This window comes from Adlercreutzia murintestinalis, from assembly GCF_943192905.1.
Lineage (GTDB): Bacteria > Actinomycetota > Coriobacteriia > Coriobacteriales > Eggerthellaceae > Adlercreutzia_A > Adlercreutzia_A murintestinalis.
The window spans coordinates 1-13,853 of the sequence record NZ_CALPCC010000016.1 but is presented as its reverse complement, the minus strand read 5'-3'; the positions used below and the strand labels follow the sequence as shown (position 1 = coordinate 13,853).

Here is a 13,853-nt window from a genome sequence, read left to right as displayed (position 1 = left end):
CTAGCACGTCTGCCTGCGTGCAGCTGTGACCGCTTACGGATGCATGGGCTGTGCTGGCTGCGGATCAGGATAGAGGTTCATGGTGGAGGTCACCGTGGGGTCGCTCATCCATTCGCTCGCGAAGCGCGCGGTCCAATGCCCCAGTGCCCGATACACCAGCAATGATTGGAATGCTCCGGCGAAGCACGCGATGACGCAGACCAGCAAGAACGCCGGGGCCATTGCGGTGAAGATGCCCATCAGGGCCATGAAGGCCGACAGGCTGCTCACGTCGCCGCCATACCCGTATCCAGAATGATGGCCAGAATAACCGTACGGGGCGTACCCATCGTAGTAGTTCGACAGCATGATCAGGTCATAGATGTTGCCGCTCATGGCCACGCCTGCAATGGCGAAGATGATGAAGGCGATGACGCCTATGACGATGCCGATGATGATGCCGGGCACGATGGTGATGCAGAGCAGCGACCCGGGGTTCTTCTTGAGCGTCTGCCAAATAGCGCCAATGTCGAATCCGGCACCAAGGCGATCAGCCAGCGCGGTGCGCATAACGGCCACGTTAAGGAACATGCACATGAACACGCTGACGGCGATGGCTGCGAGCCAGCCGAGAATCGGCACCCATCCGATGATCCCGCCAACCACGCCGGAAACCAAGGAGACCACGAGCGCGAGCACGAAGTAGAACGCGCCATTGATGAATCCGCGGTTCACGAAGATCTGCTTGGGCATGGATTCGATGCGGCCCATGGGCAACTGCCGCGCCCAGCGCATGCAGTATCCGGTTACGAACCAGTTCAGAATAGGTACGAGGTTGACCAGGCCGAGCAACAGCGTGCGGCTGACCCATCCGTCGGATTGCTTGATGTCGTCCCAGGCACAGCCGATGCAGCCTTTTGCATAGACCGTTTGTGCAGGAGCTGCGGGCGCGGTAGACGCGGTGGGCGTTGTTGTGGTGGTTTGCGCTTGCGCGGTCGTGTAGGAGGGGGCGGCTGTTGCGGCTGTTGTGCCGACTTGGCCGGGTTGCGCGGTGGTCTGCGCGCCTGCGCTAGGTTGGCCCGCCGGTTGCGCGGTGGTTTGCGCTTGCACTGCGGCAACCACTTGTTCAGCGGTCACCTGATCCTCGGTTGCGGTGCCCGTCAGCGGCTCGCCGCACGAGAAGCATACGGCATTGCCTTCCGGATTCTCTTTTCCGCATTTCTTACAGATCATGATCTCTCCTTCTCGTCCTCGTTCTTCAAGGCCGCCCGCACCTTTTCGGCGGCTTCGGTTATTGAAATACCATCCACAGCCACGGTGATTTCCGCATAGCGCTCGTAAAGCGGCACGCGCTCTTGATAGAGGTCCGCCAGGCTGGTGCAGTTAGCTTCGCGCATGACCACGCCGCGCTCGGCGAACTCGGGCAGCCGCACATGCAGCTCGTCAAGGCCGATTTTGAGGTACACCACGTGCCCGATTCTGCCCAGGTGCTCCATGCCCTCGTGTGAATAGATGGCTGAGCCGCCGGTGGAGATGATGGTGTGGTCGAAAGCCAGGTCAGACAGCACGTTGCCCTCCACCTCGATGAACCCATCCGGCCCCAGCGTGTCGATCAGCCGCTGCAGCGTCTTGTCCATGCGCTGCTGAATGAGCAGGTCAACGTCGACGAAGTCGTAGTTCATCATCTTCGCCAGCACCACGCCGATGGTTGATTTGCCCACGCCGGGCATGCCGATCAGCACGATGTTGTTGCGTTCGGTTTGGTCTCCCGTGTGCGCCATCCGGTCTCCTTGCGTTGTTTTGCGCGCGCTGCGCGTCTGTGTCGCCGTCAATTCTACCCGTTATTCCTGAACAGAGAGGTCATCTGCAATCGAAGCGTCGATTTTCTCAGGGGGTTTTCGCAGCGGGAACGCCTCGGAGAGCACGATGGCGGCGAAAATGAGCACGAATCCCGCTACGAGCGGCACGGTGAGGGCTTCGCCATACAGCACGACGCTGAACGCCACGCCAAAGATGGATTCCAGCGAGAGCAGCAGTGCGGCTTGCGCGGGATGCACATACTTCAAGGCAACGTTTTGACACACCATGGCAACGCAGGTGCACATGATCACGAGGTAAGCCATGTTCGCGTAGTAGGGCAACGGGATGGCGGCCAGTTCAGGCGCTGGTTCGGTGAAGGCGCCCACCAGCACGCCGAGCGCTCCGCTGACCCAGAACTGGTACACGGTCAGCACCACTGCGTCGCGTTCGCGCGCCAGCACTGCGGTGGCCACGATGTGCGCGCCGAAGAAGAAGCCGCCCACAATGGTCATGAGGTCGCCGAAGCCGACGGCGAACTGGTCACCCGAAAGCGAGACGAATCCCACGCCAGTGATGCAGAGCACCGCGGCGATCAGGTTGTAACGGGTGGGGCGCCGTCGCGTGGCGAACCAGAACATGAACGGCACGAGCACGCAATAGATATCGGTGAGAAAGGCGTTTTTGCCTGGGGTGGTGAAATTCAGTCCTACGGTTTGCGTCCAATAGGCGGCGAAGATGAGCACGCCGAGGATGGCCCCGGCACGCAGAGTGCCCGGGTCAAGGGCGCGCCGCACGCGTTTCGCGAACACGACGGTGAGAATGAGCGCGGTGGCAAGAAAGCGCAGGCCGATCAGCCACGATGGCTCGAAGGCGTCCATAGTGTCCTTCATGACCACGAACGAGCTGCCCCAGATGAGCGCGGCTGCGGCGCACATCAGCTTGTAGACGGCAGGCGGCAGAGGATGCAGGCGCGACATGGATCGGCGACCTTACGAGCGGGGAGAGGCGGCGGCGTGGCCGGTCTCGGCCGTGTGCGGCTGCTCGGCCAACACGACCGCCAGCGCAAGACCTTTGGCGCTGCGGCGCGGCATGTAGTTCGCGATGACGGCGATGCAGATGCCGGTAACAAGGAGCATGCCCGCTGCCAGAGCGCTGCCGAGGGCAACCAGCGCCAGCACAGCGGCGCCCACGAGCACCACCGCCGCAATGAAGAGCGCCTTTTGCAGCCGGAAACTGACCGGGTCGAAGAGCCCAGCGTCGTTCGTTCGCCGCGTCAGCGCTTGAGGGTCAGGTTCGTCCTTCGCCACGTGGTTCCACGCTTTGAATCGTGCGATCAACTGCGGGTCTTCCAGCAGTTGGCGCCGCTCGTTCGGTGTGAGGAGCAGCAGATCGTCGCGCCGTTCGCGCCCGTGCGTCACGTAAAGGATCACCGCAACAGCCAGGAGCACCGCGCACAGTAGCGCTACCACCGCGTCAACCATGAAGCGGTTTACCAGCTGATTGCTGTAGGTGTCGGTCCAGGCTTCCTCTTCGGCTTTCGCGTTGTCCGTGCGTACGCCGCTGTATGTGGTGCGCGCCTCTTTTGAGAGATTGGTCAGCCAGGTCGTAGGAAAGAGGATGTGCGCTTGCGCATATTGGCCCGCGCGCACTTCGGGCACCTGATAGGTCACCGTGCCATCTGCAGTCACATCCGCCTGGCCAGGCGCGCCGTGACCCCATGCCAGCACCGTTTCGTCGGGTACGACGAGGGCGCCTTCGGGCACGGGCAGCTGCACCGAGGCGGTGACGTCGTAGGTAGCCATGTCGCTGCGCGCTGGCACATAGTCCCAGTACAGCTCGGCCACATCGTCGTAGGCCGCTACTGCATCGGTGGCCGACCAGTCCACTTCAAACATGACGCGGTCGGCTGGCGCGTCAAAGAACGCATAGAGCGTGCGCCGCCAAGCATCCAGTGACCACGTGCCCTGCTTCGGGATGGCCAGGGCGTCGTCGTTGGCCATGGAGGAGAACAGGTCTTTGCTAGCACCGCCCGAGCCTTCCAGAGAATCGCGCCACTCGGTGTTCAGCGATGCGCGTTGCAGCGTCTGCCAGTCGCCAACCACGGCGCCGTTTTCATCCACCGGTGCGAGACGCACGCTAGATACCTCGATTTCGCTGTTGCCAGGAAGGCCGGTGAAAGACCAGCGGAGCACGTCGGTGGGCTGCTCGAAAACAAAAGTGCGCTGCTCCACAACGTGAAGTGCGCCGGTTGTTTGCACTTGCGCACGTTCGTTCAGACTGGGACTGGCGAAGGGGGCATCGAACATCGCCGCGGCAGCTGTTGTCGGGAGCACTGCGGGCATGGCGGCAGCTAGTGCAGTGATTGCCAAGGCAGCGGCGGTGAGACACGCGAGAATCATCGCGGCGGCGGATCTGGTAAGAAAGCGTATGTGCAGGCGCTTCGCCAACAAACGTCCTATCTGCGGATTTATTGTTGGTCCATTATAAACGTGCCGCTGGGTTCATTGACCCGTGGGCGGCACTCGGGTAAGATTCAAACTTGCACGCGGAGGAGTGACCGAGAGGCCGAAGGTGCTCGCCTGCTAAGTGAGTATGCCCCAAAAGGGCATCTAGGGTTCGAATCCCTACTCCTCCGCCATCTTTCAAGATTACTCTAGACAGCAAACATCATTTTACCGCGCGCTACAATTGCCTCTTCATGTCGCTTCATGAACCGTAGGTAATCATCTGCATTGGATGGAATCCCTATATCTTCGCTCGCTAAAACGTTATCCGGGAGTAATTGTGCATTCTGCTTTGAGAAATCTCGAATGAAATTTCTCTGGGAAGCATTGCTGTCGAGAAATGATCGGAGAAAGAAAAAGTCGCAAAAGCCATCAAAATCTTCAAATAGAATCAGCCACTCTTTGTTTTTGTCTAACGTCTTCGAAAGCTTTGATTCTCTGTTGTGGTACCAGTTTTGAACCGAATGAAGCGTATAATCGATTCGGTCGTAAAGACCTTTTTCGCCACCGCGCGCCTTATTTATTGATCGGTAAATAGAGATATGCTTTCCGCAACGATCATCTTGATTGAAGGTTCCATCCTCTTTTCTGATCCATCTCGGCCAGATCAGATGTCCCGCTAGCCTTCTTGTGACACTCAAAGAATCTTTGATATCCTGATCGCTAACCCCCGCTTTTTGCGCCCAGTACGTAGAGGGACCAATGAAGTCAACCCCCAAACCGTAGAGCATCCCATCGCACGATATCTGAAGTTCCCACTGCTCCCAAGGTTGTTCGTCTTTGGAAACCCCCTCTCTGAATCTTAAGCTTCGCCTGATTGGCTTTGAGCCATTAGGCAGTGTCCTGTCTTGAAAAAAGACTTCCCACATATCGTCATAGAGTTGTTTGCAGATTGCATCAGGATCTTGTCGTTCATCAATAGAAAAATTCGGGGATGAATATGAGGGAAAGACAAGTTCAAGATAATTTCTGTTCTCTAATTTCATTACGATCCCTTCCTTCGAAATAGTTCGTCTTCAAAAAATTCATACAGCAATTGCTGAAGATGATCTAACGTATATCTTACGGTATACATTTTTTGAGCAAAAAAAAATTTAGTCGAGAACAAACGGAACCTTATGCGAATTCCCATCAACATCAAGATTGTATATCACCATAGCAAGCGTAATAGCACGACTAGTAGTCACTCCGCGCGACTTGCGATTGGGTGACCAGTTAAAGCGTGTATCTACAGCAGTCTGATGCTGAATCTTCTCGATCATTGCCTTAGATTTCGGACCTAAGCGCAAAGGTCGTGGACGAGTTCTCCCCTTTCCAACATCGCTCACCTTGACACCATCGAAATCAATACCCTCCTTCAGCATCCCATTAACTTCAAACCAATCTATTCTCCCACGCTCTTTTTCAAAACGGTTTACTGTTCGAGACGCTTCATATATTGCTGCTGGACGAGTCAAATTGTCATCGCTTTTGGCAATAGCCATACTCAATAACTCCTCACAAGACTCAGACAAGCGCACGGAAGGTCTACTTTCTTTCTTCTGCTTAGACATCGTATCACCTCTTTCGTATATCTAATGGTATACGATTTGTTAACTGCCGCCAATGCCATCCAATAAAACTAATCCTGAGTCAAAATTAAACATAGTCACTCAAATCAACGATGCTTTGGAAGAGAAGTGTATGGCAGTCATCCAAATCGCAATCACTATGTAGATGCCCAAAAAACCAATGCCTGTATTGCAATCTGTCTTCCAAATCATCCAAAAAGTTGGTTAGTTCATCGGTGATGATCTCGGTATTCGCAAAGCCATTGCCTCCTATAGCAACTCCAAGCATACGGTTAGCGCACGTATGCGTAAGAACAAAATCGACATCCCAACCACACCGTGCGAGGTTTTGCTCCGCATTGGCGAATTCAGATTCATCGGGCGTTTCTTCGGGATACCATGTTTCCCACTCTTGCTGGATGACCTTGTCTATGCTTTGATCGCCACCTAAACAGAAGAAGGAATGACCGTCAATCTCGTAAACCTCACCACGCATCAAGTGAATAATGTTCCTATATCCAGGATAGCGATGTACAATGCCGCCATGCCACTCCGATTCAGACAACGAGGCCAGATAATCGTGCTGCTCGTGATTACCGTCTATGAATAGGGTAGTCCACGGCTTCGCATTCAGCTCCCGCAAATCAGAGTCACCTTCCAGCATATCGTAGGGCATGCTGAAATCCCCAAGGATTATCAGATAGTCGTCATGAGTGAGTTCCTCACCCTCAGGAAAACTCCAAACCTCAAAACGATCGTCAAGCATACCGTGAATATCGCCAGTAAGATAAACCGCCATAGCTAATTGCCCTCCATTACAACCTCCGCGCGTTGTCAATACTGTTACCAATAACTCAAAATACGCCAGCAATGAACCGAAGATGAAAAGGTTGGAGATGCATGCTCTAGCCTTTTCAAAATAGCAGTCCCTACTCCTCCGCCACTTACGATCTTCTGTATTTCACACGGTTTCCAATTCAAGTGTTTTCCTATGAGAAGTAGGGATTTAAACCCTGCGAAAGCTGAAATGTTCAGCGGGCACTTCAGGGCCGCGCATAGCGCGCGAGGTCTCCGCGGATTGGCAAGGCAAACACGTATCGAATCCCTACTTCTCTATCATCTAATCACCTTTCCTGTTGCCCTCCTGTTGCTGCCGTTTATGTCTGCGTGCATGCTGGCTCTTCTTGAACTATCTGTGCGTGCGATGATCCCCTCTGGACTATTCGCTCGGGCACTGATCTTTTTTGACTATTTACATGCGCGTTGATCCTTTAGATCTCTGCTCATGTATTGATCTTTCGTAGACTATCTGGATGCGCATCGATTCTTTGTAGGCAATTTGGGTGTGGCTGACTCTTTTTTGGATGTTTTGCCCTCTTTTTGGGAATTTCAGCCGCTAATGCGAGCCGCGATACGCCATTTTTGTTGCGCGCTTTTCAGCGCTGTTGCATTTTCCCTGTTCAGGCGTTTGAGACTTTTCCGGTATACCCTCCACCATGTCGAGAGCAGGTCGTTTGACTCGCATTAGCGGCTGAAATTCCCAAAAAGGAGCAAAAACGGGGTAAAAATCAAAATTCCAAAAAAGAGATCGGAAACGTTTGTCTTCAGTCCCACTATTGGGGTGGAGGTCCGGCCCCCCGGTTCAGGCCAAAAAGAATGACCCTTCTTAAAAGAAACGCTCAGGCAAAAATGGGGTCAGCTATTGCGATAGGTGCTGTGATCTCGCGCAAGTGCCGGATGCGCTCACATTAGGATGCGCCCACATTATCCGGTCGCCGCCCTCAGTTTCGTGTTCGGCGACGCGCGTCCTCCAACCGCCATTCCCTTTTTCGGGCAGCGCCCAGCATGATGCACTATAGTGACGAAGACGACGCAGAAAGAAAGGAATCGAGATGAAGCTAGACCTTTACATGAAGCCAACGTGCCCCTTTTGTCATCGGGTGATGGATGTCATCACGGAGATGGGCGTGGGCGATCAGATAACCATGCACGATGTAAGTGCCGATCCGACGGCGCTGCAAACGCTGATTGAGGTGGGAGGCACGAATCAAGTGCCGTGCCTTTTTATTGACGGCAAGCCGATGTATGAGAGCGGCGATATCGTCGAATGGCTGCGTGCGAACCTGTGACGGCGCATACGCAACGGTGTGAACCTACGACAGCTCACGCGCACCAGCGAAAATCTGTGACGACGCACGCTCAACAGTGCGAATCCGTGACGGCACATACGCAACAGTGCGAACCTGCGATGGTGCACGCGCAACAGCACGAACACGATGAATCCTTCATGCGCATGGCACTGGCAGAGGCGCAGGTGGCCGCGGCCGCAGGTGAGGTGCCTATCGGTGCGGTGGTGGTGCATGAGCCGATCGACCGGGGCACTCGGCGCTCGCTGGCGGAGCCGCGGGTGGTCGCGCGCGCTCACAATCTGCGCGAGACGCTGCGCAACCCGGCAGCGCATGCCGAGCATCTGGCGATGGAGGCTGCTGCGCGCGAGCTGGACGCGTGGCGTCTGACGGATTGCACCGTGTATGTGACGCTGGAACCGTGCATCATGTGTGCTGGACTGATGCACCAGGCGCGCATTAGCCGTTGCGTATACGGAGCGCCCGATCAAAAGGCTGGCGCGCTGGGCACGCTTTACCAGGTGCATGCAGACGAGCGACTCAACCATCGTTTCGAGGTGACCTCTGGCGTGCTGGCCGACGAAAGCACCGCGCTCTTGCAGGCGTTTTTCCGCAGCCGCCGCTGAGCCGTGGCGTACGGGCGCCGGAGCGGCATTTGGTGGGCGCCGTGATGACAGGGATGTATGGTGCAGCATGTTTTGCCAGCTGGGATCCTGCTAGCTGGCGATTTGGCTATGGGGCAAGGTGCCTGCCGATCGTACGCCGAAAGAATGTTCCGCAGCTGGGCGGCAGGCTATCTGACATTGTCTTGAATCTGAGCAAAACCCGCATCAAGCACGGCATGTTGAAAGTACAATGAAGCCATGGATATGCTGAACGTAGATATGATGGCCGAGGCGCGCAATGCGCAGCTTTCGGCAGACGAGTTGCTAGGGCCCGGTGCGCTCAAAGCGGTGGCACCGGCGAAGGTGAACTTATTTTTGGGCGTTGGTACGAAGCGCCCGGATGGGTACCACACGCTGGTAAGCGTGTTCCACGCTCTGGCGCTACACGATACTCTGCATTTCAAGCGGCAAGCAGCTGATGCGCAGGTGGCTCAGGTGCGTGAAAAGGTGCAAGCAGTTGAGGCGTGCGCAGCGGAAGCAGATGCGGAAGTGGATGCCAGTGGGGTAGATGCAGCGGAAGCGGATGCGCTAGCAGCAGAAGCTGATGAAGCAGAAGTCGGTGAGGCGAAAGTCAGTAAAGCGAAAGTCAGTAAGACGGATGCAGCAAAAGCAGACGCGCCCGCGCATGCGGCGTGCTCGCTTCCCCCGCAGACTGCGCTTGTTGGGCCAGCGAAGAATCTGCTCGTTACCGTGTTTTCGGCGGATAAAACGCAGGCCACGGTGCGGTCGCTTGATGTTCCGGCAGCGCAAAACCTCGTTGTGCGCGCGATCGATGCGCTTGCGCACTGCGTCGGCTATCACGCAGACGAGCACATCGTGATACACATAGAGAAGAACATTCCAACGCAGGCGGGCTTGGGCGGCGGCTCTGCAGATGCGGCCGCAACGCTGCTTGCCATGGCGCGGTTCTGGGGCGTGGCGCCCGATTGCCCTACGCTTCGCGAGGTGGCGGCTGGACTAGGCGCGGACGTGGCGTTCTTCCTCGAAGGCGGTTGTACGCTGATGGAGGGCACGGGCGAACGCCTGAAAACGCACCTTGATCCCGCCAAACTGCCGGTGGTGCTGGTGCGCACGCCCGAGGGCGTGTCCACGGCGCAGGCATACGCGCGCTTCGATGAGAACCCGACTTCGGTGCCTGCCGATCTGCTCGCACAAGCGGAGGATGCTGCAGATGCCGCACAGGTGCCGCTGTTCAATAATCTGACACCCGCCGCCGAGAGCCTCGTGCCGCAGTTGGCGGTCGTGCGCGCCTGGTTGGCCGACCAGCTAGCGGCTGCGGGCGTTGCCGACCCAGCCGCTCGGGTGCTGCTCTGCGGAAGCGGTTCGTGCACCTTCGCCATTGCAGACAGCTTCGCGCAGGCCAGCGGCATCTCGGCTGCCGCGTGCGCCCAAGGGTGGTGGTCGCGCCCCACCACGCTCAGCCGCCTGAAAGCGACCCTCGTATGATCGGCCTGATCGCACGCCTCTCGCGCAGTGTGCCGCTGATCATTGCGTTGGCGGTGCTGGCGGTCATCATCTATTTCGTGGTGGCGTACCTGCGCACGCCAGCCCGCGCGAAGGAAGTGCTCATTCGTGTGTTCACAGTGCTATGCAGCGTGATCGCAGTTGCATTTGCGCTGGTATCGCTGTACGCGGTCATCGACGGCAACCAAGCGGTGCTTGAGCTGGCTGCCAGTTTCGCCGGTGTGGGATTGGTGGGGCTCGTCATCACGCGCATTTGTGCGGCCGTGTTCAAGAAGCATAACCCGCACTATGCGGAACCTGCGCAGCGTGCCACCGTGCAGCCCGACACCACGAGCGTTACCCGTTCTACCGTCTTCTGGAAGATCTACGACTTACTGGGCAATTTCCGACCCAAGCGTTGATTTCGCAGCACAAGAGATGGTTTTCGCGGCTGCAAATAACCATGGTTCCGCGGTATGGCGGTGGTGGGGCCAGCCGGGCTCTCACGCAGCATTTCTCTTAAAAACTTTCGAGAAAAGAGGCATTTCGCGCTGTTTCTCTTAAATAACGCCCATTTTTTAAGAGAAAGGATGCAAAAACCGTTCAATGAACTGACGGGTTTTGCAGTTTTTTACAAAACCCATCAATGAACTGACGGGTTTATTGAATAGCATTGATTTATTGCGGGTGATGCTACGCTTAAATCTTTGAGCAAAATGAGAAACTTGCCTATTTTCAGTTAAAAAGTAAGCATTTTTTAACTGAAAAATATGATAATGTGCATTTCCGATTAAAAAATATCCATTATTTAGGTGATCGCATGAATGCTGATAAGGAACTTCGCAAAGAATTCCATATATCCGCAGCTCGGTCTGATGCTCTCTATAAGGATCGCTTGGCTTCGCAAGATACGGTTGTGTTGGATATAAACATAGGAGATCATCCTGCGTTTTATTGCATGAATGCCGAGGTATACAAGCTGATCTTGCAAACTGAGCGGCTAGACAAGGAGATCAGAGCGTTGATGGGCGTTCTCCCTCCTATCGCGGTTGAGCAGTATATGAAATCAAGCCTGATCGACGAAATCGTTCTGACCAACGAGATAGAAGGGGTCAATTCGTCGCGGCGCGAGATAGGAGAGGTGCTAGAAGGGCTTAAAAAGCGGGACAAAAGAGGCCGGTTCCAGGGCATCGTTGAGAAGTACGTTGCTTTATCCAAGAGGAAAGACATTCCGCTGAACAGCTGCGGAGACATCAGATCCATATGCGACGACCTTGTTCTAGACGAGGTAGCATCTCAAAAGCCGAGCAATGCGCCAGATGGGGAGATATTTCGCGCCAACGAAGTAAGCGTATTGGATGCTTCTGGGCAACCCATCCATCAGGGAATCATGCCCGAAGCGCGCATCATAGAGTATTTGGATCATGCGCTTGCTGTGCTGAACGATCAGAGTACTGAGCTTCTCGTTAGGATATCGGTATTCCATTTCTTGTTCGGGTATATCCATCCGTTCTACGACGGGAACGGGAGGACAAATCGGTTCATCAGCAGCTATCTTATGGCTCACGATTTCTGTCCGATTGTGGGGCTTAGGTTGTCGCATGCTGTAAAACAGGACATCCAGAAATACTATAAGGCGTACTCCGTTTGCGAGCATCAGCTGAATCGGGGTGATTTGACGCCGTTTGTCATCAGGTTCTCACAGATCGTTGTGGATGCCATGAAAAGCATGTTGGACTCTCTTTCTGAACGGGCGCTCTTGCTCGAACAGGCCAACGCAAAGCTTTCTGCCATACCGGGCGTGAACGAAGAAAAGGGCAGATTGGCCATCGGGAACGTGTTGATCCAGGCAGCGCTTTTCGCCGATCTGGGAATACCTATGGATGAACTCACGGGGGCCGTGCGAATGTCGTCTCCTACGGTGCATAAACGGTTGGCGTTTTACGAGAAGCAGGGTCTTCTGACAAAAAGAAGGCAGGGCCATCGGATGTACTACTCAATGGATCTTGCCAGGATCTGAGGTTGTCAGGTTCTCAAATGGGCGTGGAGCTGGGAGGAGAGGTGTTCGCCCAAGACGGGAAAAGAACCCCGCGCGACGGCCGCCCACGCTGCCGCACCTTCGCCATTTAAAAACAAATCAATGGCGGAAGCCCTGCTCGGGCGTCTCTTCCACTAAACTATCTGCAAACGCACTGGCGCGCAGCGTTAGCGTGGCCGCAGGTCGTGGCCGCGCGCCCGCGCCACTACGAAACGGCGCACCCGCGCCACCACGGAGCTACCACGAAAGGAGACCGCATGAGCGATCGCGAGGTGAAGAGCTCGGCGCAGGAAGTGCCGCAGATGCCGGAAATCCTGGAGCGCGTGCTGCTATACGCGCTTGACGAAGGCAAGCAGCGCATGGCCGCTAACGAAGAGATCATCCCGTTCACCACGCTGGTGGTGCGCGACAACGTGTTTTTGGAAACGCATCCGGGCGAAAGCGCGCAGGAATGCTTCAACTTGGCGCAGCATACGGTTGAGGGCGCACGCGGCGCCAACGCATACGCGCTCTGCTACGACGGCTACATCGAAACGGATAGCGGCGTGAAGGACGCGCTGATCGCAGAGGGCGGAGTGCCGGGCGCTTCGCAGGGGTATGCGATCGGATTTTTGTACACGCAGGCCGACGGCCAGCCGCCGGTATTCGACACCAACCCAAGCTACATTGGGGAGGCGCCGAACTTCATGAGCCGCCTGCGCAACGCCACCGAGTACGCCGACGCCGAGATAGATGTGAAATATCTTGACGACAGCATATAGGATCAACATCAAGGTAAGGAGCGCATCATGATCGACGAGAAGGATGGCCAACAGATCGACACTATCGACCGCGGCGAAGAAGCGGAGCGCAAGAACGCGGACGAGTTTGGCGAGCCCACGAAGGACAACGCCCAGTAAGAGACCCTGTTTTAGCAACGAACGAACGGCACGGGAGCACCAGGCGGCCCGTGCCGTTTTTGCGTGCGAAGCCCCGTGCGGCGCCCCTAAAAAAAGAACACCTGTTCCCATTTGTATCACTTTGTTGAAAATGTGAAGTCTGGCCCGCGCCCCTTGCGGTCAGCAGAATCGCCCATGTATAACATGAAACACCTTGGCTTTGCTAAGGGAATGTGTATCGGGGTACGTAGGACGAAGCGCCAGCCCATTTGGGAAGACCAGCATCGGGAAACGCGGGTCAATGGGCAGCGTGAAAAGGGACAGATATGAATAAGAACTCTTTGCCCGCACGGGCTCTATCTATCGCTTTATCAAGCATGCTTGCGTTTACGCTCGTGCCATCTGCGGCATTTGCGGCGAACGCTGATACCGCTGCTGCCGAAGACGCGCAGGTGGTGCAAACCGACGAAGCGGCAAGCGCGGCGTCGGAGGAAAGCGCTGCAAACTCAAGTGACGCGTCGACATCCGCTGAGACCTCTGCGGCGGCATCTGCTCCCGCTGTGGTCAACGAAGAGCACGACCTCACCGCGGGCTCAACTGCTGCGGCTGAGACCGAGGCCACCCAGGTTCCCGAGCGCATCCGCGCAGAAGTGAACGTGGCCAACAATGCGGTCACCGTCATCACCTACAACAACATGAGCTTCCAGCTGAGCACGGACGAGGGCACACCTACCGCGACCCTTGTTGGATTCAGCGTTGTTCCCGAAGGCGCGCTTGAGATTCCGGCTGCCGTGACCTCTGCTGGTACCGCCTACACCGTTGCGAACATAAGTTCCCCTCAGAATCTGGGGGGGGGGGGGGTTCGGGCGC

General features: G+C 56.0%; 14 protein-coding genes and 1 tRNA gene. 8 read left to right on the top strand and 7 right to left on the bottom strand.

All coding sequences use genetic code 11. The features are described from left to right. Nucleotides 1-33: 33 nt before the first annotated feature. From NFR19_RS06360 to NFR19_RS06345, 4 genes are read right to left on the bottom strand one after another with little or no spacing between them, the layout of a single operon-like run. Nucleotides 34-1,212 (bottom strand): DUF4013 domain-containing protein, encoded by a 1,179-nt coding sequence (locus NFR19_RS06360; protein ID WP_251212956.1) that lies wholly within the window; start codon nucleotides 1,210-1,212, stop codon nucleotides 34-36. Next, complete coding sequence (locus NFR19_RS06355; protein ID WP_251212955.1) at nucleotides 1,209-1,760, bottom strand: shikimate kinase; 552 nt, start codon at nucleotides 1,758-1,760, stop codon at nucleotides 1,209-1,211. Before NFR19_RS06355 ends, NFR19_RS06360 begins: the two co-directional genes overlap by 4 nt. A gap of 60 nt (nucleotides 1,761-1,820) precedes the next feature. Then, nucleotides 1,821-2,756 (bottom strand): DMT family transporter, encoded by a 936-nt coding sequence (locus NFR19_RS06350; protein WP_251212954.1) that lies wholly within the window; start codon nucleotides 2,754-2,756, stop codon nucleotides 1,821-1,823. A 12-nt stretch (nucleotides 2,757-2,768) separates the two neighbouring features. Next, entirely contained in the window at nucleotides 2,769-4,121 is a 1,353-nt protein-coding gene (locus NFR19_RS06345) for a DUF2207 domain-containing protein (protein WP_251212953.1), read from the bottom strand. Between the two features lie 205 nt (nucleotides 4,122-4,326). Here NFR19_RS06345 and NFR19_RS06340 point away from each other — a divergent pair. Next, nucleotides 4,327-4,417 (top strand) — tRNA-Ser (locus NFR19_RS06340). A 15-nt stretch (nucleotides 4,418-4,432) separates the two neighbouring features. Here the strand turns inward: NFR19_RS06340 and NFR19_RS06335 are convergent. The 3 genes from NFR19_RS06335 to NFR19_RS06325 all read right to left on the bottom strand — a co-directional run bounded on the left by NFR19_RS06335 (nucleotide 4,433) and on the right by NFR19_RS06325 (nucleotide 6,632). After that, nucleotides 4,433-5,269, bottom strand: a complete 837-nt coding sequence (locus NFR19_RS06335) for a DUF6994 family protein (protein ID WP_251212952.1) — start codon at nucleotides 5,267-5,269, stop codon at nucleotides 4,433-4,435. Between the two features lie 108 nt (nucleotides 5,270-5,377). After that, nucleotides 5,378-5,836, bottom strand: a complete 459-nt coding sequence (locus tag NFR19_RS06330) for a hypothetical protein (protein ID WP_251212951.1) — start codon at nucleotides 5,834-5,836, stop codon at nucleotides 5,378-5,380. Between the two features lie 85 nt (nucleotides 5,837-5,921). Continuing rightward, entirely contained in the window at nucleotides 5,922-6,632 is a 711-nt protein-coding gene (locus NFR19_RS06325) for a metallophosphoesterase family protein (RefSeq protein ID WP_251212950.1), read from the bottom strand. 1,093 nt (nucleotides 6,633-7,725) lie between these two features. On the opposite strand from NFR19_RS06325, the gene NFR19_RS06320 reads away from it, so the two are divergent. The 7 genes from NFR19_RS06320 to NFR19_RS06290 form a co-directional block, all read left to right on the top strand. After that, nucleotides 7,726-7,962 (top strand): glutaredoxin family protein, encoded by a 237-nt coding sequence (locus NFR19_RS06320; RefSeq protein ID WP_251212949.1) that lies wholly within the window; start codon nucleotides 7,726-7,728, stop codon nucleotides 7,960-7,962. A 119-nt stretch (nucleotides 7,963-8,081) separates the two neighbouring features. Further along, the gene (locus NFR19_RS06315) at nucleotides 8,082-8,585 is read left to right on the top strand and encodes a nucleoside deaminase (protein ID WP_285813463.1); all 504 of its coding nucleotides are present in this window, start codon (nucleotides 8,082-8,084) and stop codon (nucleotides 8,583-8,585) included. A gap of 237 nt (nucleotides 8,586-8,822) precedes the next feature. Next, nucleotides 8,823-10,070, top strand: coding sequence for a 4-(cytidine 5'-diphospho)-2-C-methyl-D-erythritol kinase (locus tag NFR19_RS06310; protein WP_251212947.1), 1,248 nt, complete (start codon nucleotides 8,823-8,825; stop codon nucleotides 10,068-10,070). Then, nucleotides 10,067-10,489 carry a guanylate cyclase gene (locus tag NFR19_RS06305; protein WP_251212946.1) on the top strand — a complete coding sequence of 141 codons (423 nt, stop codon included), beginning with the start codon at nucleotides 10,067-10,069 and terminating at the stop codon, nucleotides 10,487-10,489. Before NFR19_RS06310 ends, NFR19_RS06305 begins: the two co-directional genes overlap by 4 nt. Before the next feature lie 473 nt (nucleotides 10,490-10,962). Then, complete coding sequence (locus NFR19_RS06300) at nucleotides 10,963-12,087, top strand: Fic family protein (protein ID WP_251212945.1); 1,125 nt, start codon at nucleotides 10,963-10,965, stop codon at nucleotides 12,085-12,087. Nucleotides 12,088-12,362: 275 nt separating this feature from the next. After that, nucleotides 12,363-12,866 (top strand): hypothetical protein, encoded by a 504-nt coding sequence (locus NFR19_RS06295; RefSeq protein ID WP_251212944.1) that lies wholly within the window; start codon nucleotides 12,363-12,365, stop codon nucleotides 12,864-12,866. Nucleotides 12,867-13,309: 443 nt separating this feature from the next. Continuing rightward, the coding region (locus NFR19_RS06290) for a hypothetical protein (RefSeq protein ID WP_251212943.1) at nucleotides 13,310-13,853 on the top strand (544 nt) is incomplete at its 3' end.